This is a genomic window from Arthrobacter sp. TJ-236, from assembly GCF_058269235.1.
Genome location: NZ_JBZCNI010000007.1, coordinates 36,256 through 56,861 on the forward strand (window position 1 = coordinate 36,256; position 20,606 = coordinate 56,861).

The 20,606-nt window shown below is 64.0% G+C and carries 24 protein-coding genes; 6 read left to right on the forward strand and 18 right to left on the reverse strand.

Annotated elements, in window-relative coordinates; genetic code table 11:
- Positions 1-4: 4 nt before the first annotated feature.
- A complete protein-coding gene (locus tag AC4D16_RS16450; RefSeq protein ID WP_490955772.1) occupies positions 5-1,642 on the reverse strand; it encodes an McrB family protein in 1,638 nt (545 codons plus the stop codon).
- A gap of 256 nt (positions 1,643-1,898) precedes the next feature.
- Here AC4D16_RS16450 and AC4D16_RS16455 point away from each other — a divergent pair, with 256 nt between their 5' ends.
- Positions 1,899-2,219, forward strand: a complete 321-nt coding sequence (locus AC4D16_RS16455) for a DUF6504 family protein (protein WP_490955773.1) — start codon at positions 1,899-1,901, stop codon at positions 2,217-2,219.
- Between the two features lie 68 nt (positions 2,220-2,287).
- Complete coding sequence (locus AC4D16_RS16460) at positions 2,288-2,575, forward strand: hypothetical protein (RefSeq protein WP_490955774.1); 288 nt, start codon at positions 2,288-2,290, stop codon at positions 2,573-2,575.
- A gap of 185 nt (positions 2,576-2,760) precedes the next feature.
- Here AC4D16_RS16460 and AC4D16_RS16465 read toward each other — a convergent pair whose 3' ends face one another.
- The 11 genes from AC4D16_RS16465 to AC4D16_RS16515 form a co-directional block, all read right to left on the reverse strand.
- The gene (locus AC4D16_RS16465; RefSeq protein ID WP_490955775.1) at positions 2,761-3,018 is read right to left on the reverse strand and encodes a ParB family protein; all 258 of its coding nucleotides are present in this window, start codon (positions 3,016-3,018) and stop codon (positions 2,761-2,763) included.
- The gene (locus AC4D16_RS16470) at positions 3,015-3,302 is read right to left on the reverse strand and encodes a helix-turn-helix domain-containing protein (protein ID WP_490955776.1); all 288 of its coding nucleotides are present in this window, start codon (positions 3,300-3,302) and stop codon (positions 3,015-3,017) included. Before AC4D16_RS16470 ends, AC4D16_RS16465 begins: the two co-directional genes overlap by 4 nt.
- Before the next feature lie 6 nt (positions 3,303-3,308).
- Entirely contained in the window at positions 3,309-3,701 is a 393-nt protein-coding gene (locus AC4D16_RS16475) for a hypothetical protein (RefSeq protein ID WP_490955777.1), read from the reverse strand.
- Positions 3,702-3,805: 104 nt separating this feature from the next.
- On the reverse strand, positions 3,806-4,378 hold the full coding sequence (locus tag AC4D16_RS16480; protein ID WP_490955778.1) for a single-stranded DNA-binding protein: 573 nt from the start codon (positions 4,376-4,378) through the stop codon (positions 3,806-3,808).
- Between the two features lie 94 nt (positions 4,379-4,472).
- Positions 4,473-4,697 (reverse strand): hypothetical protein, encoded by a 225-nt coding sequence (locus tag AC4D16_RS16485; protein ID WP_490955779.1) that lies wholly within the window; start codon positions 4,695-4,697, stop codon positions 4,473-4,475.
- A 5-nt stretch (positions 4,698-4,702) separates the two neighbouring features.
- Entirely contained in the window at positions 4,703-4,990 is a 288-nt protein-coding gene (locus AC4D16_RS16490) for a glutaredoxin family protein (protein ID WP_490955780.1), read from the reverse strand.
- Between the two features lie 199 nt (positions 4,991-5,189).
- Positions 5,190-5,663, reverse strand: a complete 474-nt coding sequence (locus tag AC4D16_RS16495) for a hypothetical protein (RefSeq protein ID WP_490955781.1) — start codon at positions 5,661-5,663, stop codon at positions 5,190-5,192.
- A gap of 653 nt (positions 5,664-6,316) precedes the next feature.
- Positions 6,317-7,813: a ParB/RepB/Spo0J family partition protein gene (locus AC4D16_RS16500; RefSeq protein WP_490955782.1), complete on the reverse strand. Its 1,497-nt coding sequence runs from the start codon at positions 7,811-7,813 to the stop codon at positions 6,317-6,319.
- Between the two features lie 1,243 nt (positions 7,814-9,056).
- Positions 9,057-9,209, reverse strand: coding sequence for a hypothetical protein (locus AC4D16_RS16505; RefSeq protein WP_490955783.1), 153 nt, complete (start codon positions 9,207-9,209; stop codon positions 9,057-9,059).
- A gap of 10 nt (positions 9,210-9,219) precedes the next feature.
- Positions 9,220-9,453: a hypothetical protein gene (locus AC4D16_RS16510; protein WP_490955784.1), complete on the reverse strand. Its 234-nt coding sequence runs from the start codon at positions 9,451-9,453 to the stop codon at positions 9,220-9,222.
- A gap of 259 nt (positions 9,454-9,712) precedes the next feature.
- Positions 9,713-10,804, reverse strand: a complete 1,092-nt coding sequence (locus tag AC4D16_RS16515) for a DUF4192 domain-containing protein (RefSeq protein ID WP_490955785.1) — start codon at positions 10,802-10,804, stop codon at positions 9,713-9,715.
- A gap of 471 nt (positions 10,805-11,275) precedes the next feature.
- Here AC4D16_RS16515 and AC4D16_RS16520 point away from each other — a divergent pair, with 471 nt between their 5' ends.
- Complete coding sequence (locus AC4D16_RS16520) at positions 11,276-11,449, forward strand: hypothetical protein (RefSeq protein WP_490955786.1); 174 nt, start codon at positions 11,276-11,278, stop codon at positions 11,447-11,449.
- A 107-nt stretch (positions 11,450-11,556) separates the two neighbouring features.
- Here the strand turns inward: AC4D16_RS16520 and AC4D16_RS16525 are convergent, their stop codons facing one another.
- Positions 11,557-12,240, reverse strand: coding sequence for a helicase associated domain-containing protein (locus tag AC4D16_RS16525; RefSeq protein WP_490955787.1), 684 nt, complete (start codon positions 12,238-12,240; stop codon positions 11,557-11,559).
- Between the two features lie 481 nt (positions 12,241-12,721).
- On the opposite strand from AC4D16_RS16525, the gene AC4D16_RS16530 reads away from it, so the two are divergent.
- Positions 12,722-13,066 carry a histone-like nucleoid-structuring protein Lsr2 gene (locus tag AC4D16_RS16530; protein WP_490955788.1) on the forward strand — a complete coding sequence of 115 codons (345 nt, stop codon included), beginning with the start codon at positions 12,722-12,724 and terminating at the stop codon, positions 13,064-13,066.
- A 186-nt stretch (positions 13,067-13,252) separates the two neighbouring features.
- Here AC4D16_RS16530 and AC4D16_RS16535 read toward each other — a convergent pair whose 3' ends face one another.
- Positions 13,253-13,426, reverse strand: a complete 174-nt coding sequence (locus AC4D16_RS16535; RefSeq protein ID WP_490955789.1) for a hypothetical protein — start codon at positions 13,424-13,426, stop codon at positions 13,253-13,255.
- Positions 13,427-13,444: 18 nt separating this feature from the next.
- Positions 13,445-14,104 (reverse strand): sigma-70 family RNA polymerase sigma factor, encoded by a 660-nt coding sequence (locus tag AC4D16_RS16540; RefSeq protein WP_490955790.1) that lies wholly within the window; start codon positions 14,102-14,104, stop codon positions 13,445-13,447.
- A 415-nt stretch (positions 14,105-14,519) separates the two neighbouring features.
- Here AC4D16_RS16540 and AC4D16_RS16545 point away from each other — a divergent pair, with 415 nt between their 5' ends.
- Complete coding sequence (locus AC4D16_RS16545; RefSeq protein ID WP_490955791.1) at positions 14,520-15,101, forward strand: GNAT family N-acetyltransferase; 582 nt, start codon at positions 14,520-14,522, stop codon at positions 15,099-15,101.
- A 675-nt stretch (positions 15,102-15,776) separates the two neighbouring features.
- Here AC4D16_RS16545 and AC4D16_RS16550 read toward each other — a convergent pair.
- Positions 15,777-16,184, reverse strand: a complete 408-nt coding sequence (locus AC4D16_RS16550; protein ID WP_490951029.1) for a MerR family transcriptional regulator — start codon at positions 16,182-16,184, stop codon at positions 15,777-15,779.
- A 174-nt stretch (positions 16,185-16,358) separates the two neighbouring features.
- Here AC4D16_RS16550 and AC4D16_RS16555 point away from each other — a divergent pair, with 174 nt between their 5' ends.
- Positions 16,359-17,882: a SulP family inorganic anion transporter gene (locus tag AC4D16_RS16555; protein WP_490955792.1), complete on the forward strand. Its 1,524-nt coding sequence runs from the start codon at positions 16,359-16,361 to the stop codon at positions 17,880-17,882.
- A 50-nt stretch (positions 17,883-17,932) separates the two neighbouring features.
- Here the strand turns inward: AC4D16_RS16555 and istB are convergent, their stop codons facing one another.
- Positions 17,933-18,805: an IS21-like element helper ATPase IstB gene (istB, locus tag AC4D16_RS16560; protein ID WP_490951031.1), complete on the reverse strand. Its 873-nt coding sequence runs from the start codon at positions 18,803-18,805 to the stop codon at positions 17,933-17,935.
- Positions 18,802-20,418 (reverse strand): IS21 family transposase, encoded by a 1,617-nt coding sequence (istA, locus tag AC4D16_RS16565; RefSeq protein WP_490955793.1) that lies wholly within the window; start codon positions 20,416-20,418, stop codon positions 18,802-18,804. Before istA ends, istB begins: the two co-directional genes overlap by 4 nt.
- Positions 20,419-20,606 lie beyond the last annotated feature (188 nt).

A 20,606-nucleotide genomic window follows, 5' to 3' on the forward strand; every position in this document is an offset into this window, starting at 1 on the left:
CACACTACGAAGTTTCTTCGCCAGGAACGCCCGAGGGTGTCTGCTGCTCGGCCGATTCCTCTTCACGATCGACGGCAGCACGCCATCCCTGTTCGACACTCTGACGCGACTCGCTGTCGTGGCGGAACGCTCGAGCAACATGGAACTGCAGCTGATGATTCCAGAGGTCCTGAAGATCGCTGACGTTTGTAGTCTGCGCGAAGTAGGCCTGACCGAGGGCCGCCATCGGCGTATCGGTAGCTCTCTTGTTCACATCGCGGAACCACGCGACGACGCGATTGCGAAGATTCTCGGGAAGACCGTTGTCATCGAGCATTGCAGCTAGGGCACCCGGATCAGGCTGCATGACAATCTTGGCGAAGCGACGCTCGAACGCTGCGTCAACCTCATCCACTCCCTTGTCCATCGGGTTCATCGTGCACAGCAGTACGAGATTTTTGGGAATGGAGGCCTCTCTCCCGGATGAGAGAGTGAACGAGACGTCCCGCTTGCTCTTCTCGACGTAAGTCAGCGCTTCTCCGAAGACTCGCCCCACATCGGCGCGGCTCAGTTCATCTACGACGAGAACGAAAGTGTGCTCGGGACTCGCTCGAGCGCGCCTGCTCATCTCTATGAGATGTCCCGGGCGAAGGACAAAGCCTTGACCGGACTCCTGCGGCCGGAATCCCTCGATGAAGTCCTCGTATTGGTATGAGGCATGAAACTGGACGTAGCGGATGCGTTCCGGCTTCCCCGCTGCGAGGCTCTCAGCCACGAGAGCGGCCGCATAGGACTTTCCCGTACCAGGAGGCCCGGTGAAGATCACGCCTCCACTGGTCTCCAGGAGCCGGCGCACCAAGGTGACCATGGGATGAGACTCGGGCAGTTGTTCGGCTGCCGGACTGTTCGATGCGTGCGACGTCACGGGGCCCTGCTGATAGCCGATTCCTAAATCGGTGACGGACAGTGAACGAACTGGATTTCGAGAAGTCTCGACGGGCATGGGATCGGCGTTCACCCCGAAGGCGACAATGCCTTCGCCCTCTTCCGTGCGTGGCGGCTCAAGTGGCTCGAACAGCTCTATCAGGGGAGCTTCTTCAGGTAAAAACAGCTGATCGAAGGCCTTCTGCCCTACGTCGTCGAAGTCGAATCGAAACACGCTGCGGAAGGCGATGACCAGCGCGTCCTCGACATCTGAGAGAAGAAGATCGAAGCCGAAGTCACGTAGTAGGAACGCGGCTAACGACGCGGCGTTGACCCGCTCCCCGTGGAGCAGTGCATCGAGGGCTTGCTGCTCGTGGTTGTCATCAAGTTCATAGTGGCCTCGGCCGTCTGTTGCGAGGTCTGCGATGGATCCTCGGAGGGAGCTCGGCGCGAAGGAGCCGGCGAGGTTCCTGTTCAGCCAGTAGGAATTGGTATCTCTGACCTGCTGGTGAGATAGGGGTCGGTAATAGGGCTTATTGCGCGGCGCACCCTCTACTCGGATGAAAGGGGCTAGTTCCTGCTGCCAGTGGGGAGCTAGTCCTGTCGGGCTTCCTGATTCGATCGCGTGCCGCCGGAGAACGAGATACGCAAGGAAGAAGGAGTGGATCCGCGCGCGACGCAGATCGGTCATTGCGCGTTGCACAGCAGATACTGTCAGCACGCGATCGTATGTCGCCATACGCTTCATCCTAGTTCTGGCTGACCTCGCCACCAGGACAGGCATCGCCACCTGCCACTGCGGGCCTTCGTAGCAACAAAGCATCGCTCCTCCGCCGCACCAAGTTGCAGCCAGCTTCCCAAATAATCGAACCTGTGTTCTATTTTTAAGCCTGCACGAGGGACGGCAGAGGATGAGGACGGTACGGACGATGACAACGCAACCAGTCGACAGACCACACACCGAGACGGCCCGCATTGGCGCGCAAGGGCCCGGTGTGCCGGCCTGGCATGTGCTCGATGAGGTCGCGGACGTCCGGTTCCTGCCCTCGGGGTTGCCGTTGGCGCTGCGGTGGCGGGGCAGCCTGTGGCAGGTCATCGGCGAACCGGTCTCGTGGTCCAGCTCGAGCAGCTGGTGGGAACCAGCCACCACCCCTCCCAATGGCCAGCGCGATCAGGGGCGAGTCCTGACGACGAGGTTCTGGCGATTCCAGGTGCAGACCGGGCCGGCGTCTCCGGTGCTCGAGCTCGACATGAGCGCCGATCCCCGGTGGGAGGACTGGCGGCTGCGTCGCGTGGCCGGCGTCGACGGGCTCTAGAGCGGCGGTAGGCGGGACGTGGCCGGCTCATGGGCTCGAAAAGGTACGGCAAGCACTACGCCAGGCTGATGGACGACCGGATCGAGGAGTTCGTCATGCGCGAGGAGCTGATCATGCTCACCGCGGCCGAGCTCGACGTCGAGAACTGCGCGCCGATCGACTTTGCCGAGCCGCGGCGGGTGTACGCCTGGATTCGCTACCCCTCGAAGGCAATACGAGTCCAGGCCCATGCCACCGCCTATACCCGGACCGCGATCAAGATCCGGTTCCTCGAACCGATGATCAAGATCCACCGGGAAGGCTGGGTGTGGCTCAGCGCCGTTACACCAGTGCCAGCCGACCCCACCGAACCCTGACGAAGACCTGACGACATTCTGATGACGTACTACCCGTCAAAAACCGCCGACGTTCCCGTGACGGCTCGCTTGGATGGTTGCCGACTGCAGCGTGGAGGCCTTGGGGCAAAAAGAAGGAGACGGAAGCTGCACCACCAGCTTCCGTCTCCGTACTGCTTTCTTGCTTTCCCCTACACCGAGGAAATCTAGTGGGCCCGGTTCTTCTCTTCGGTGAGAGTCCGTCGGCCTGGGCGGAGGGCTCCCGGTGCGACCGGTTCCCACTTCCTGCCCTGGTTGTGCTTGCGTTGCAGGCGCTTCACCTCACGCATCACAGCTGCTTCGATCAAGTCTGTCACAGACCGGTACCCCTCGGCATTGCCTGCGGCGAGGAACGCTGCGCGGACCTGGTCCGCGTCGGTCTGGCTGAAGTACGGGGTGAACGACGCAGGCTTGTTCTTGCTCACTCTGGATCCCCTCCCCCAGCCTCTTCCCTGATCTGTCCCTCAACCTGTTCCCCTCGAGCTAGCTCTGCCCGGGCTCGGTCGTAGGCGGTGGCGATGTACTCCTCGAGCTTGGTCCGTTCGATGCGCCACTGCCCACGGCCACCGACCTGAATGGCCGGTAGCTCACCGGTCTTGATGAGCCCCATCACCGTTGTGCGTTGCACGTTCAGCTCCTCGCCCGCCTGCTGCAGGGTCAGGAACCGCAACGGCTGCGGCCGCTCGTCAAGGATCGTTCTGTCGCTCACGATGCCTCAGTCCCGGTAGCCCTGGCCTGCGATGGCGTTCTGTGCCTGCGCGAGATTATCACCGAGTTGTCTGGCGAGAGCGGCCGCGGAGGTCAGGTGATCGGTTGCTGTGGCGACTGACTGCACCGGGTCACGGCCCTGCCACTCGTAGACGTCGTGGGTGTCCAGGGACTTCCCGAGGCCAGCGGCGAGCTGGCCGAGGGCCTGCGAGAGCAGCCACTCGACACCCTTGAGGCTCCCCAGCACCTTGTAGGCGACCGGGGCCGGGATGGAATGTCCGGGCAAGCTGTGGTGGCAGATCATGCGCAGCTCCTCGTAGATCGCGTTAGCCGACGACACGATCACGGGGGTCGGTGGCTCGTCTTCCGCCAGTCTGAACTCGTCAAAGTCTTCGGTCATGGTGTGATCCTTCCAGAGGCGGTCTTCGTGGGTGCAGGTCTGCTGGTGAGTGAGGGTCGATGATCAGGAGGTGGCCGACGGTTGCCGGCCACCCTACGTGTTGATCAGAACGGCGGTTCGCTGTCAGGGCCGTTGCCCCACCCACCGGCACCACCGGTACCGCCGGCACCTGCTGCTGCGGGGGCTCCCCACGGGTCATCCGCGGGCTGCTGCTGAACCCGCTGGCCCTGGTTGCCCGGCTGCGCACCTCCCTGGAACCCTCCCCCGCCCTGAGCGTTGCCTCCACCGGCGCCGTTGTTGCCGGATCCGCTGCGCTGAGCACGGGTGACTTTCGCCGAGGCGTACCGCAGGCTCGGCCCGACCTCATCGACCTCGAGCTCCATCACGGTGCGCTTCTCGCCTTCCTTGGTGTCGTAGCTGCGGGACTTCAACCGGCCCTGGGCGATGACGCGGGTTCCCTTGGTCAGGGTCTCGGCGACGTTCTCGGCCGACTCGCGCCAGACGTTGCAGCGCAGGAACAGGGTTTCGCCGTCCTTCCAGTCATTGGACTGCCGGTCGAACGTGCGCGGGGTGGACGCGATGGTGAAGTTCGCGACCGCCGCCCCACTAGGGGTGAAACGGAGCTCGGGATCCGAGGTGAGGTTCCCGATGACGGTGATGACGGTTTCTCCGGCCATGATGCTCAACTGCCTTTCGTGTGGGGTGCTGGTGTTGTCGTTGATGAGTAAATGAGTGCGATGAGTAAGTAAGTAGAAGCAGGGCGGCTGGTGGTCAGCCGCGCCAGATTTTCAGTGCGCCTCCGAGGAGGAGGGCGCCCTGGGCGGCGTAGAACAGGGCGTCGGGCCCGGCGAGGAGAGTTCCCCGGGCGATGGCCAGGACTGCGGCCACCGTGAGGAGGCCGGCGCCGGCGATACCGATGAGCCAGACCAGAACGACGAACCCGTCGATGCGCTTCCTCAAAGTTGTGGGAACGGGCGTGGGTGTGGGTGCGGCCATGGTGCTCACTCCCCTTCCGTGCTGATGGAGGTGGTCACGGTGGTTGCGTCGAGGGCGATGACCTGACTGATCTTGGTGGGGTTCAGGCCGGACCAGTGATCTTCGCTGCCGTCCTTCTCGTACACGACGACGGGGGCCTGGCTGTAGCCGAGCTCCTCGGTGATGTAGGCCAGAGCCTGGTCGTTGGTGGTGATGTCCACGGTGAGGAACTGGACGCCGGCGGCATCGAACAGTTCCTTCGTCTTCTTGCACCCGAAGCACCCGGTGGGTTTCTCGTAGACGGTGATGGTCATGGCGCTCAGTCCTTGGTTACGTGTGGGTTTTAATGAGAGTCAACTGCTTTGCTGCTGGTACCAAGTCTACCGTTTATTCATCTGAAAAACGAGGGTTTTGGTCTGGGAATTCAGGCCTACTTTCCCTCGATTTGAGGCGCCTTCTCCCGTGGGCGAGGGGAAGGGTGCGGCGTCTCCGTCAGTGTCCTGTCAGCGGGTTCTAGCAGCGGTGGATGCATCCGTAGAGCTTGGTGAACTCGTCGCCCAGCTCCTCGGCCGTGGCTGGCAGGTGGGCTGGGCCGTCGGCTTGTCCGTGCTTCCAGTACCAGAAGACTTCGCGGGTGATCGCCTTGTGGCATGCGTCCTCGGCGCGGTACCAGTGGGTGTAGGTGTCGCCCTCGATGTAGGTCCCGTACCCGTATAGGGTGCCGGTCTCGTCATGGTGGGTGGCGGTGGCGAAGAAGATGTAGGGCCAGGACCCGGCGTCCCATCCGTCGGTGCCCCACGCGCCCATGACCTTCCACGGGCTGCCGGTGAGGGTGTCGAGCCAGTCGTACCCGTCGCCTGTGCGATCGCGCACCGGCAGGAGCGGGGCGCTGACGGTTTCCTCGGTGTCCTTCGTGGTGGTGCTGACCAAAACCGCAGTGTCTGCGTTCACAGTGCTCACGGTGCTCTCGGTGCTTTGGGTGTTCATGTGGTGGTGCTCCTGTGGGTGTAGGTGTCTGGGGTCGGGAGGCCTTTGTGACCAGCAGTGGCCTCTCTCCCCCGTTGTTTTTTGCCTGCTGGCGAGCTCGCTCGCTCGTCCCCGACGGAGCACTGTCAACCCGAAGGGCGGAGGTGGTGGGAAACCTCGAAGGAAATAAGCGACGCAGGAGCGCCGTAGAGGTTTGTGGCCGGCGCTCGTCGCGCAGCGATTGACGGTGTGGAGCGGGGACGCACAATCCGTAGGACAGCAGCAAAAAAGACCCGGACGGGATGCGACGGAGGAGCAGCCTGGCCGTGACAGGCCGAAGCGAAGCGCAGGACCATCGCCCTGGGTGGAGCGCCAGCGGAAACCAGGGAAGCCCTTGTGCTCGTTGCTGGGAATGTCGTGACCGAAACGGCCTATCGGCTGTCACCGTGCAGCGCGGATTCCGGGTCATGGTGCTGGGTGTGGCGTGGATGGCGGTTCGCCGCCGGCGACCACCGCTCGAGGTTCCACCAGCGGCGGCGAACCGCCCCGGCACCTGGGAGCCGGCACCCTCAACACATGAGTGGCACGTGAGCGGCTGGGCTGTGCTGTGCAGGGCGGGTGGTGTCCCGCCCTGCACAGTGCCCCTCAGTGCCCCTCAGTGCCCCTCCGTGCTATTAGAAGGGCGTCAGCTCCTCGGCTACCTCTTCAGCGATGAGGTTTTCTTCCTCGGCGTGGATCTCTGCGAACGTTTCGCCGTCCTCACCGCCGTCCAGCTCGTCGCCCTCTTCACGATCCTCGGGCTCCTCGTCCAGCTCCTCGGTGGGCTTGGTGCTGTCGAGGATGATCTGCTCGACTTCGCTGGTCTTGTACCCCCACGTAACCAACTGCGTCAGGTACGCGACGTGACCTGCGGAGGGTGAGCGCCATGAGTCCTTCGCGATGGTCTCCTCGAACCCTGCACAGATCAGCGCGATCAGGGACACCTCGGGCCGGGTGGTGGTCTTCGCGACGTGATCGCGTAGCGGGTTCCACCCCCATGTCTCCTTGCCCTCGATCTTCGCCCCGGCCATGGTCGCGGCCACGTCGCCCTTGTAGCCGCTGGCGACCACGGGGTGGTGGGTGAGCGCGTAGGCGGTGAAGTGCTGCCACCCCTTCGGTGCCTGCTTCTTCGCCAGCAACGACTGGACGAAGTCGCGGCGGACGGTCGTCGCGGACACCATGGCCTTGTTGTTCGCGATCAGGGTCCGGCGGTCGGCCTTCTGCTCATCGGTCATCGGGCCGGACGGCGCCGATGAAGTCGCTGCGTGCCGGAGGGTGAAGCCAAGGTCCTTCCACCCGGTGACCACGGGAACGGTGAAGACCTCTCCGTAGTAGTTGCTTTCCACGAACACGGCGTTCGCGTCGTCGTCGGTCGCTCGTTCGCCGTCCGAGCGGAGCAACCCACTGGGGCGCACGTTCTCATCCGTCGGGTAGTAGCCGTAACTCGCGTGGTCCACGACGGTGGTCCCTGCCGCTGCCAGCTCTGCGAGGAGCTCGATGCGGGCCTGCTCACGGGTGCGCCTGTCCCGCAACTGCTGGGCGGCGTGGGCGAGCATCTCAGGATCACCCTCGATCACCGATTCGAGCTCCTCGGTGGCGTTTTCGTCGCCCTCGAACTCGGCCAGTACGAGAGCTTCCTCGATGGTCCGGCCCCTCGTCAGTGCAGCCTCCCCCGCTGCGCTCTTCTTGGCCTTCAACGCGCCCTCGACGGTCGTTTTGGCGCGTCCGGTCTTCTTCGCGATCTGTGCCGCGCTCACTCCGAGCAGGGACAGCTGGTGGAAGGCGTCGGCCTCGTCGGCGTCGGTGAGCGCGGAACGCTGCACGTTCTCCACGACCTGCGTGGTGATCCGCTCGGCCTCCTCGGGGCTGCCGACGACCATGACCGGGATCAGGGCCGTCTTGGCTTCGACCGCGCCGAGGGTGCGGCGCTGTCCCATGAGGACGTGGATCGTGGTGGTGCCGTCGCCGTTGTTGCGGGGGTGTGCGATCACGGGTTCGATCACGCCGTGCTCCTTGATGCTCGCGATGAACTCGGGCGTCAGGGCGGCGTCCTTGCGCACGTTCACGTCCACGGTAAGCGTGCGGGGGTCGAGCATTTCCAGCGTGGGGCTGGTGGCCTGCTGAGTGTTCATGTGGTGGTGCTCCTGTGGGTGTAGGTGTCTGGGGTCGGGAGGCCTTGGTGACCAGCAGTGGCCTCTCTCCCCCGTTGTTTTTTGCCTGCTGGCGAGCTCGCTCGCTCGTCCCCGACGGAGCACTGTCAACCCGAAGGGCGGAGGTGGTGGGAAACCTCGAAGGAAATAAGCGACGCAGGAGCGCCGTAGAGGTTTGTGGCCGGCGCTCGTCGCGCAGCGATTGACGGTGTGGAGCGGGGACGCACAATCCGTAGGACAGCAGCAAAAAAGACCCGGACGGGATGCGACGGAGGAGCAGCCTGGCCGTGACAGGCCGGAGCGAAGCGCAGGACCATTGCCCTGGGTGGAGCGCCAGCGGAACCTAGGGAAGCAGGAGAGGCAAGACACCCACGGCCGCCAGCCAGGATCCCAACAACGACGGAACGGGGAAGGTCGAAGGGGCAGTGGCATTATCAGCGCTGGCATAGAAGAAGGTCGGCCGCCCTGGTGGGCGGCCGACCTCTTCATCGATCATGCGATCAGCTGAGCTGTTGCTAGCTGTTCTCGGCGTTTCGGGTGACCTTGCGCCAAGCGATGATCGTGATCGCCAGGACGATCAACGAGAGTCCGAGATTCAGTTCTTCCATGTCCCTTCCTTTCTCCTTGAGTAGCGATAAAATGATGGAAGGCCCGGTGGCCGCAACCTTCACGGTCACGACCACCGGTTTAGGAGTGACTACCTACCTGCACGACGCTTACGCTTCCGAGTTGCTGCTCGGGAGCGTTTGCTCTTTAAGACGAGCGCGCTTCGTGCGGTGAGTAGAGCCACGACCGCTGTGAGCAGCTGCACTACCGCGGTAGCGAGCTGCAGCGATTCATCGGTGCCCATTAGCCACACCTCCTGCCCCGACATGCGGGGCCCCACTGAACCAGCCGGTCGAGGGTGGACTGTCAATCCCGAAGAGTGACCGGGACTGGGGGCGAAATAAGGGAGCGCATGCGACCGCGTCCCCGGTCCTGGGCGCGTGGATTGACTGGACGGGCCCCCGGACGGCTACGATCAGTGGCCCTGTATGACGGAGACAACCCAGCCACGCACCACGGAGAAACATCAGGGCGGGGCGCGACGGAGGAGCGACCCGACCCCATCAGGCCGGAGCGAAGCGAAGGACCATTGCCCTGGGTGGAGCGCTAGCGGAACCCTGGGAAGCCCTGGAACCGGCGCCCTGGCATCAGTGGCTGGCGATAGCAGCTCGTATGTGGGTCAGGCCCTGTGGGCGTCGTCGGGGCAGTAGTAGCGCCCCGCGTCGACGGTCAACGACCGGTACAACCAGCCTGTAGGCAGGGGGCTGCCCTCGTCGGGGAGTTTCGTGGTGGCGCGGCAGATGCAGCATTGCGCCAGGGCCGGTGTCTTCACGGGCCGGGTCTCAGATGTCGAAGTAGCGCCGGGCCTCGTCGGAGGTCATGACGAGGTCGACGGGCCCGAGAGCGACGGGCCGGGCGCCCGCCTGGGGATCCTCGAGCGGGTGCTCGAGCTGGTCCTCGAGGAGCTCCTCGAGGCCGGGTGTCCGCAGTTTCGGCAGGTGGACGGCGAGCCGGTCGCTGAGGCCGGCACTCAGGGTGATGGGTGTGGGGTGGTCGATGTAATCGGTCGGTCCCATGGCTGTGTCCTCCTGGTGCTGTGGGGGCCTACTGTACGTGGGCGCCACGGTGGAGCTCGTGGCTGGGACAGGTGGTCGCGTCAGCGTGTCAGGCGGCGGCCGGGGGAGCTGGCGGCGGAGGCCGCCGCCCGCGCACCCAGGCGACCTGAGCGACCTGAGCGACCTGATCGATCTCAAGATGCCAGAGAGGGCCGGACTCCCGTGGGGTGGGTGTCCGGCCCTCGGCCTGTGATCCAGCTGGCCCTAGCGAATCAGCGGATTAGTGCTGGTTCTTGCGCTGGTGCTCGCCGTAGCTGGTGTGCTGGTTGAGTGCGGCCAGCGGGAGGGCTCCCCTGCTGATCAGCTCGCGCATGAGCCGGGAGAGCCGGTGCTGCGGGTTCGCCTCCACTGCCTTATCGAGGTACGCGGCCGCGGTGGACGATGATCCGCGGTGCCATGCGAGCCAGCCGAGGAAGGCGAACACTGGCGCCCGGAACTCGGTGGGCGTGTACGCGAGGACCTTGGCCAGGAGGTCCTCGGTAGCCTCGACGCGCGACCAGTCCGGGATTCCCTCGTACCGGCCAGCGAGAACCTGCACGAACGTCGCCGTGTCCTCGGTTGCGCTGATCGCGTCGGCCATGATCCGGTCCCGGATCGGCCCGTACTGCAGGTGTGCGGCCAGCTCGCACGCGGCTTCCTCGTCCGGCGTCGTGCCGATCGCTTCGTGCCACGCCGCGCGTCCGACTGTCATGCCCGGGGAGGTGAAGTCCATCGCGTCGAGTCGGTCCAACCAGTACGCGGCATTGCTGATCTTCCCGGCTGCCTCGGTCGAACCGATGAACACGGGGTCGACGGCCATCCCGTCCGCGTTGTCCTGCACGACGTGACCGCCGAGGATCATGTGCGCGTTGACGGCGCTGTCGCGGATCTCTTCGTGCTGCTGCAGGATGCAGCATCCTTCGTCTTCGCAGAAGAACGTCATCCAACCCTGATCGGTGATCAGCCAGCTCTGGCGCAGCTGCAGGCCCGCGCGCCCCATCTCGGTCTCGATGGCCTGCGCGTGGGCCATGTAGGGCTTGGCGTAGTGATTCGCGCCCGTCTTCGCGTCCTCTGCCACCTCGTTCGTGTAGACGAACATCAAGGCGCCGTCGGCGGCGGTGTCCGCGAGGACGTAGTGCATCACCATCTGAGCGAAGTCCGCCGGTGGGACGGTGTCGGCGGGGAGGTCCACGCGCAGCGTCGCACCCGTGACCTTCCCGTGCATCGTGACGATGGCGAGGGACTCGTGGGGCTGGAAGCCGAGCACGCGCGGGACGAGTGCGAGGACGTCAGCGGCGGACGTGGCGAGGATGGGCTGGTTCTGGGTGTTCATGTGGTGGTGCTCCTGTGGGTGTAGGTGTCTGGGGTCGGGAGGCCTTTGTGACCAGCAGTGGCCTCTCTCCCCCGTTGTTTTTTGCCTGCTGGCGAGCTCGCTCGCTCGTCCCCGACGGAGCACTGTCAACCCGAAGGGCGGAGGTGGTGGGAAACCTCGAAGGAAATAAGCGACGCAGGAGCGCCGTAGAGGTTTGTGGCCGGCGCTCGTCGCGCAGCGATTGACGGTGTGGAGCGGGGACGCACAATCCGTAGGACAGCAGCAAAAAACGTCGTAGACAGATCAGGATCGGGTGCGACGAAGGAGCGCCCGGGCCCTATCAGGCCGAAGCGAAGCGCAGGACCATTGCCCTGCTCGGAGCCTTGGCGGAGAGCAGGGAAGCACTACAGGCACGACACCCACGACCGCCGGCTACCCGCGGACTCCTGGGCACCAGCGGTAGCTGAGAGTGTCCGCCGTAGGGTGGATTGCATGCGTGACCTGGCCAATCTCCTCGTACAGCTCGCCCTGATCGTCGGCTTCGCCGTGGTGGCAAGGCTGGTCCTTGACCTGAGCGCGGGCGGCGTGCTGGCTGGCTGTGGCGCGGGGCTGGGCATCGCCGTCACTCAATACGTGAAAGCTCAAAGGGCTAAGCGGGCGACATGAAAAGACGAAGGAGCGATCCGTCCGTCTCTGACCGAAAAGCAGCGAAGGACCACTCCCCTGGTTGGAGCGCCAGCGGAAACCAGGAAAGCACTAAAAGCGCCGGCTGGTCATTCGAACCAGCCGGGCAGGTCCTTATCGAGTCGCTCCCGCCGGCCCGGGCGTAGCCGGCCTCTGCGATGAAGGATGCGTTGGTTGACGAGCCACGTGGACAGGTACGCCTCGTCGGGATGCCGTTTCCTGTCGGTGTTCGGAAGGCGTCCGGCCTCGGCGTGGAACTGCCGTACTTCCTCGAGGCGCTGGTCCCACCAGTCGTCGTGGGTGCCTCGTTGCGCGCCGAGCCACTCCCCCAGCTCGTTCATCGCGTCGTTCCTCACCGGGGTGAGAGTGCCGGCATTGCGGCGACGCCGTTGACCCTCGATCCACCGGTACAGCCTCTGACCTTCCGCGCCGTCGTTCTGCCGCGGGAGCTCCCCGCCGCGGGCACGCATGTACTTCACGAGCTCCGCGTAGTTCTCCCACCAGGTCTGCTCGAGGTTCTTCGCATACCGGCGCTGGGCGGCTGTGCCGGCCACCGGCTGGTCATGGATCAGCCAGCACCGCCCGAACCAGTCCGGATCCGCACGGATCCCCCGGTTGACGGCGCGGATCACGCGCCGTGCGTCGACCCTGCACACCTGCGCGATCGCCGCGACGGAGACGCCGCGCGAGTACATGAGCAGCCACTCGGACTTGCTCTCCCGCGGGACCGGCGAGTACGCGTCCTCGGGCAGGATCAGCTCATCGAACCTCACGCTCACAACCTAACCGCAAGCCCCCACCAGTCCGCTGCGGAAGACGAGACGCCTCCTGTACACCTGGGCACGGCCCAAGCCCTTCCCGCTGCGCTGCTTGGCCCGCACACACGTGCACAGCAGGAACCATCCTGACCGCCTGCACACACCCACCACGTCACCAATATCGGGTAGCTCACCTCGAGTGAGCGGTGGCTATGCACAGCCTCCGTAAGGGGCCGACTCAGGTGATAAGCAACGGCCAAGTCACCGACGCGCGGCCATGCCGGCTGGGCTAGGGCTCCTTTCGCATTGCTTGCGACCTCGGCTTGTCATGAACCACTGCGCTGAGTAACTACTCTCAAAAATTAGCTGGGAAGGACAAGTCGCCATTCACAAAAGGACTCCTCCGAGTGAGGAAGCAGAAATCCCGAGAGCCTTGTCGTGTAATCAACGATAGGGTGGTCATGTGGGGATAGACGACCGAAAGTTGGAGTGAAGAATGGCGCAGCGCGTACAAGTCGAATTGGTTGACGACGTCAACGGCAAAACGGCAGACGAAACAGTTCGTTTCGGACTCGATGGCACCGAATACGAGATCGATCTCACTACCGAGAACGCGTCGAAGCTTCGTTCCACTCTCTCCGAGTACGTGGAGAACGGTCGGAAGGCCAGCACGGGGCGCCGGAGTCAAAGCGCTTCGAAGGCGGGCGGCGCGGCAAGCCGATCAAAGCGGGAGGATACTCAGCAGATCCGCGCCTGGGCGCAAGAGAACGGGTACAACCCCAGCTCGAGGGGCCGCATCAACCAGACGATCATCGACGCGTACAACGAAGCTCAAAAGTAGCGGGTGCCAGACTTACAGCGAGAGGCTTGCGTCACCCGAGGTTAGCTGGCGTCCTCGACGGGAGGCGGTCAGTCGTTAGCACTCCTGCTTGGTGGGCAGGGAAAAGGTTAGCGTCATTCAACGCCGGGAGTGCTGGTTCCTCGACGTTGTTCACGAGGTCGATGACTTCCCCGGGCTCGAGGTCTGCTACCTGAGCGATGACCTCAGGGGGTGTGCGTGCTTGAGGGCGACGACGGCTGCTTCCTTCAGGTTGAGGTACGCGTGATCGAGTTCGAACGTGGCGGCTTCCTTGTTCGCCGCAGCGACGGCGAGTCGACGAATGATCAGCAGGGTTGAGTGTGGCCGGAAGGTGTCGTCCATAAGGCTGTGTTTCGAGTATTAGGTCGACTGCAGTGTTGATCGGAGGCGGGCGATACCGTCGCGGATCCGCGTTTTGGCGGTGGAAATTGGGATCCCGAGATGGGCCGCGACATTGTTGTAGGTCAGGCCGTCGTAGTACGCCAGGTAGATCGCTTCGCGTTGCAGCGTAGACAGGCTCTTCAGGCACTCACGGACCTCATCAGTGTCCTCGCGGGTGAGCACGGTCTCGCTCACCTGGTCGTAATCGACTGACTGATTCCTGATACCCCAGCGTAGATCCCTGACCCGGTGGTTCTCCTCCGCCCGGACCTTATCGACGGCCTTACGGTGAGCGATCGTGAGCAGCCACGACATCCCCGTACCCAGGCTCGGGTTGTAGCGGGCTGTGCCACCCTGCCAGATGGTCAGGAACACGTCCTGAACCGTCTCGGCGCTCATCTGCTCATCCCAGATGATCCTGCGCACCAACCCGTACACACGTGAGGAGCAACGCCGATACAACTCATCGAACGCGCCCTGATCCTGATCAGCGACACCAATGAGCAGCTCACCGACGGTGAGCTTCTGCTCACCATCGTCCGCGCGATGCAGGCCGGGCGCGGTTTCGCGTGATGCCCGTGGCGGCCGACGTTGGTCTACCCGGGGCGATTGAGCGGTAGAAGGACTGCTGGAGAGCACTTGGCACCTACTGGTGTGAGACCGAGAAGTACATGTCCGGGCGACCATAGGACCACGTCACCCTGCTGTGAGCCTAACCCGCACCGGCGCACTGCTCAGTAGCCTGCCGAAGGGCACCGTCGCGCTGGGTCCGCCTCTCAAGCACGATTTCATCCTCAGGTGCCAGCCTCTTACGAGGAGCTCTCGCGGCGCTCAGGACGCGTAGGCAGGTCGACGTCGAAGGCCGCGAGAACGATCGATGACCTCGTTGGTCCTGGGTGGTCTGGGTTTGCTTTTGCGGCGTTCGTTACTAATCTGTGACACCTCTGGGGTCTAGAGGAAGGCCTCGGGCAGCTCCAGGACAGGAACGACGATGACCACGACGTTGCACTCTGCCCAGATTGACCGATACGACCCGAGCTCCACTTGCACGACAGTGGACACGCCCGTGAGCATGCCGGCGGAGAGGATGTGTCAGTCGCTGGACGTGACGGCGGCCGCCGTGCAAAGCGCCGCTGCTCAGCTCGATGACCTACTGATCGTGAACGATCTCGCCGGGCTCACGACCCGGGAGCTCCGTGTACTGGCGAATCAGACTTTCGCACTGCAGGACGCCCCGAATCCGCCTGCCGGCGTCGCAGCCCGTTACGCGCTCATCACTGAGGAACTCGACGCCAGGGCAGAAGAAGCCGCGCGCAAAGCAGCCACATCGACGGTCAATGGAACCTTCCGGGATAACCCGCTGTACTGCCGGTTCGAACTGTTCGTGGACGGGTCCCTCGCCGCGTACGTGAAGTACGTGGCGAGCGGTGATCGTGTTGTGCTCGTCGAGGGCATTGAACGGCCCGGCTTTGAGGGTCAGGGCTATGAGATGACCCTGATGCGGCACGTTGTGCTCAACGCTCACAAGCGACGAATGGGTTTGGTGCCGCGGTGCGAGATGGCGATCAATTTCCTGACAGAGAACCCGCACTACCGGGCACTGATCACTCATCGCAGCGTCGCACTCACTCGTTGACCATCACAATTCGTAGACCATTACCCGCCATCACACGCCACCGCATACCGCCGAGCCGGTTGACGCCAGGAGGGGTGTGATGGTGCGTGATGAGTAAGAGGGACGCGAGGATCCCCGATCTGTGCCCACACTGCGGAGGGATCGTTCGTATCCGCGAATCACTTCAGCGGGGCGTAGAGGTGCGGAAGGTGTGGGCTTGTCGCCAGCAGTGCGTGACGTGGGAGACTCGCTAATCGCCCTCGCTGCCCCCCACGGCCCGTTCGCTCAGCCAAGGACCGCCGTAGCCGCTCACTTCTCGTCGCCGGGCCTCCCGCAGGATCGCGCGGGGGTGTCCGGCTGGTTCCGGAAACAACCCGGCCGCCCTGGCTGATGAATCGCAGCAGCGGGCCGAGGTCCTGAAGGCGATCCCCTCCCCTGACGAGGACCCCGTCCAACTGGCTGGGTGGGTTTCGCAACAAGTCCTCGGCGAACTGGCTGTGTCAATCTAATCTGGCCCCGTTGTGACGGTTAGGAATGGCCCCACGGGAGCTCTGATCAATGAGGTGCCGTCCGCCAGTTCAAACACCATTACAAGGTGGACTGGTTCTTAGGAGTTGAGCACGGGTGCCGGTTGGCAGCTTCTTGCTGGAGACCGACCTGCTTACGGTTGGCCGCGCCCGTTACCTTCAACACAGCTCAAACGCGGCCTTGGAGCCGTTCGATGAACTCATCAGCCTGCGCCAGATTCCGCGCCATCTTTGCTCGTTGATGCACAGCCCTCTCCAGAAATTCTGCCAGTGACGCGGATCCGTTCGCCCCGAGCTCCTGCGCTTCCGCGTTGTCCGGCACGGCAAGGAAACCGAGGATCTCGGCCATCTCTTCGAGCGAGAACCCCAGGGGCTTCATCTGCTTGATCACCATCAGGCGTTCGAAGTCATCTTCGGAGAACACCCGGAAGCCACCGTCGGTGCGCAACGTGGCAGGAAGCAACCCCACATCGTCATAGTGGCGGATGGTCCTCAGGGACAGACCCGTCCGTTCGGCCAGCTCACCGATATGCATCGTGCCGGCACCAGTGCTCGTACTGGTGGTCTTCGCTGCCATCAAAGGCTCCGTTCTGATCGAATGCAAACCCTACCATCACGTTAGAGTAAGGTTCGGGTAGTGGGATAAGACCTCGAACCTCAGGCCCCCTTCCTCGGCGCGGCGCTGCGCCCCCCTCAAGCATTGCAAAGCGAAGCCGCAGAAGCGGTTTCTCAACCATGAACGGAGCCAGAAATGGCCGTCACATCACCTGATCATCAGCCGGTGATCACTCCCGAACAGCTCCAATCCGTGCGGGAAACCCTGAAGTCCCCGCGACGGCTGAAGACCGAGGCCCTCGCCGGTCTCGTCGTCGCGCTGGCCCTGATCCCGGAAGCCATCGCGTTCTCCATCATCGCCGGCGTCGATCCGCGCATCGGATTGTTCGCGTCCTTCACCATGGCCGTCACGATTGCCTTCGTGGGCGGCCGTCCTGCGATGATTTCCGCGGCCACCGGTGCGATCGCCCTAGTCATCGCCCCACTGGTCGCCAGCCACGGCGTGGACTACTTCATCGCCGCTGTCATCCTCGCCGGGATCTTCCAGGTCATCCTCGGGGTCTCCGGGGTGGCCCGTCTCATGCGCTTCATCCCGCGCTCGGTCATGGTCGGCTTCGTCAACGCCCTGGCCATCCTGATCTTCATGTCTCAGGTCCCCGAACTCCTCGGTGTCCCTTGGCTCGTCTACCCCCTCGTGGCCCTGGGCCTGGTCATCGTGTTCGGCCTGCCGAAGATAACCACAGCGGTACCCGCCCCGCTGGTCGCCATCGTGGTCCTGACCGCGATCACCGTGTTCGCCGCCATCGCGGTACCCACCGTCGGGGACAAGGGCGAGCTGCCGGAGTCGTTGCCGACCCTGTTCATCCCGAACGTGCCCTTCACCCTGGAGACACTGGGCATCATCTTCCCGTTCGCCGTCGCCATGGCGTTCGTCGGTCTCCTGGAGTCCCTGATGACCGCCAAGCTCGTCGATGACGTCACCGACACCCGCTCCCAGAAGACCCGCGAAGCATGGGGTCAGGGAGTGGCGAACATCGTCACCGGGTTCACCGGCGGCATGGGCGGCTGCGCGATGATCGGCCAGACCATGATCAACGTCAAAGCCTCCGGCGCCCGTACCCGGATCTCGACGTTCCTCGCCGGCGTTTTCCTGCTCCTCCTCGTCGTCGTCCTCGGCGGTCTCGTCGCGTTGATCCCCATGGCGGCTCTGGTCGCGGTGATGATCTTCGTCTCGATCGTCACCGTCGACTGGCACAGCATCCAGCCCGCCACCCTCAAGCGGATGCCCAAGAGCGAGACCACCGTCATGCTCGCCACCGTCATCGTCACGGTCGCCACCCACAACCTCGCCATTGGCGTCGGTGTCGGCGTGCTCGTCGCGATGGTCGCTTTCGCCCGCAGGGTCGCCCACTTCGTCACCGTCGACCGGACCGAGGAGACCGTGAACGGTGACCGGCACGCCATCTACACCGTAAACGGTGAGCTGTTCTTTGCGTCCTCCAACGACCTCTACACCCAGTTCGAGTACGCCACCGACCCGCACCGGGTCACGATCGACCTGCACGGCTCCCACCTCTGGGACGCCTCAACCATCGCCGCCCTCGACGCCATTCAGGAGAAATACCGGAGCCACGGCACCGACGTGAAGATCGTCGGACTCAACGAGGCATCAACCATGATGCGCGAACGCCTCGGTGGGAAACTCGGCGCCGGGCACTAACCCCGTCAACCAGCACTCCTCACGGCGTGATCACTACGACTGTGACGGGTTCACTCCGCCGTTGCTGGTTGCCTGACTGATTCCTTAACCGGTTTTCTGGCCGGGGACCCGGGGACCCGGTGGGCGAGGGTGTGGGCGAGGCGGTAGGAATCTGTCCCGGTCTCGATGATCGCACCGTTGAACGTCAACCGGTCGACGATCGCGGCGCAGAGCCGGGGGTCGGTGAAGGTCTTCGTCCACCCGGAGAAGGACTCGTTGGACGCGATCGCGATCGAGTTCTTCTCTTCGCGTTCGGTGAGGACCTGGAAAAGAAGCTCGGCACCGCGCCGGTCGAGTTCCATATAGCCGAGCTCATCGATCATGAGCAGGTCCACCCGCCCGTACCGGGCGATGGTCTTCGCGAGCATCTTCTCGTCCGCGGCTTCCACGAGTTCGTTCACCAGCCTCGTGGCCAGGGTGTATTTCACCCGATACCCCTTCTCCGCGGCCGCCGTGCCCAGCCCGATGAGCAGGTGCGATTTCCCGGTCCCGGAGTCACCGATGAGGCAGAGCGGCTGTCCTTTGCGGATCCAGTCCCCAGTCGCCAAGGTATGGATCGTCGCGGCGTTGATGTTCGGGTTCGCGTCGAAGTCGAAGTCCCCGAGCCACTTGTCCCGCGGGAAGTTCGCGGCTTTCACGCGTCGGCTCGAGGAGCGGCGGTCCCTGTCGTCGCATTCGGCCAGTAGCAGTTCGGCGAGGAACCCCTGATAGGACAGCTGTTCCTTCCCGGCGACGGTCAGGGCCTCGTCGAGGACCGCCCGGATCGTCGGCAGACGTAGCCGACGGCACGCCTGATCGACGGCCGCAACGGCGGCCTGCTCCGTCAGACCACGACGCCGGCGCAGCGTAGGAGTCACCGTGGTGGTCGAGATGGTGGGGCTCATGAGATGTTCTCCTTCGACAGGCTGACGGACGCGTTGACAGAGGTGTTCGCTGGGTTCGACGGAACACGTTTGGCGAGCAGCTCGTCGTACGAGCTGACGGACGGAACCGGGCGGCTGTCCGGTGGCAGGCCGGCGATGACAGCGGCCGGATCCATGAGCCGGCGCTGGGTGAGACTGACAACCCGTTGCACGTGTTCCTCGCCGTGAGCACCACGATGCGCGTCGAAATGACGGTCCGAACCGGACCCACCCTGAGTCGTTGCGGCGTGACGGCGTGCTTCGACCGCGACGACGTCAGCGCTGACCGCACCTACCCCAAGGGCCGCACTAATACCCGCATGAACAGCGTCGGTCTCCAGTGAGCGGTGGGAACCAGCCTCCCTAGCCCTGGCCAAAGCAGTGGAACCAGGCAAGGCACCGGGCTTGGTTTGCAGGACCTCAAGGTAATGATCGAGCTGCACCGACTGCCCATGCTTAATCGTGATCCGCTGATGCCTGGCCACGACCGTGCGCCCGTCGAACACCACGATCTCGGATGCCCGCAGCGAGACCCGGACCTTCCTCCCGATGAACCGCGCCGGCACCGAGTACTTCACCATCCGCACGGTGATCATCGAGGACCGGTCCACCCTCGGCGTCAGCACCAGCCCTGGATCGAAGGTCTCCGCCGGCAACGGCGCGAGATGCGGTTGTTCGGTGGCGAAGTCCTGGCCAACGGTGCGGATCCTGTCGTTGATCCGCCGATTGTCGTCTTCTGCTTCCCAGACACGGATACGGTCGTTGAGCTCATCCAGGGACGCGACGACGGGCATCGGGGAGAGCCGGTTGCGGCGGAACCTGCCTACCTCGCCCTCGACACCGCCTTTTTCGTGGGCGCCGGTGATGCCGGGCTGGCAGTAGAACGCGTCGAAGCCGTAGTGGGAGCGGAACAGCACCCAGCGGTCGTTCTCGACCCGCTGCCTGCCCTGCCCGAACACCACCGACGTGACCGCACTCGTGAGGTTGTCGTAGCGGATGTGTCTGGTCGGGACACCGCCCAAAGCGGTAAACGCGTCGATGTGTCCCTCGAGGAACGCTTCCTGCGCCTGCGTCGGATACACACGGTGGACCGATTTACCGGAGTGGGACAGCCGGTAGACGAACATGTGGCACTTCGTCTTCACCCCGTCCAACACCACCCAGACCTCGCCGAAGTCCACCTCGGCCTCCGCACCCGGTGCGTGCTCCTGCGGGACGAACACTTCAACCCGGCGGCCGGCCTCAACATCGATCTCCGCACGACGGACCCGGACGTAGTCCCTCACCGTCGAATACGACAGTTCCCCGGCCCCGTGCTCCTCGATCAGCCGGGCAAGGATCCTACGGGCCGTATGGCGTTGCTTCCGCGGCGCCGTCGTGTCCTCGACCAGCATCGCGTCGATCGCTGGTTTGAATGACTCGAGCCTCCGGGACACGCCTAGCCGGGGCTTACGCTCCGGCGGTTCCGACGACACGAGAGCCTGCCGAACAGTTCTTCTATGAACCCCGTGCCTGACCGCTAGCGCGCGCACTGAGAGGCCCTCGACACGGGCGTCTCTGCGGATCAGTGCGAACAGCTCCACTCTTGACTCCATCCGAACCAGCCTTCCGTCGCACTCATCAACTGATGAGATCAACGGTGGCGGTGGGGCCACACATAACCGTCACAACAAGCCCGGCGAGTCATGAAGTGGGGCCAGATATATCCGTCCTACCGGGGCCATCTAAAGGTGTCATAACCAGCGAACCGATCGTCAGCCACAGCAACGACCTTCGGCGGCTC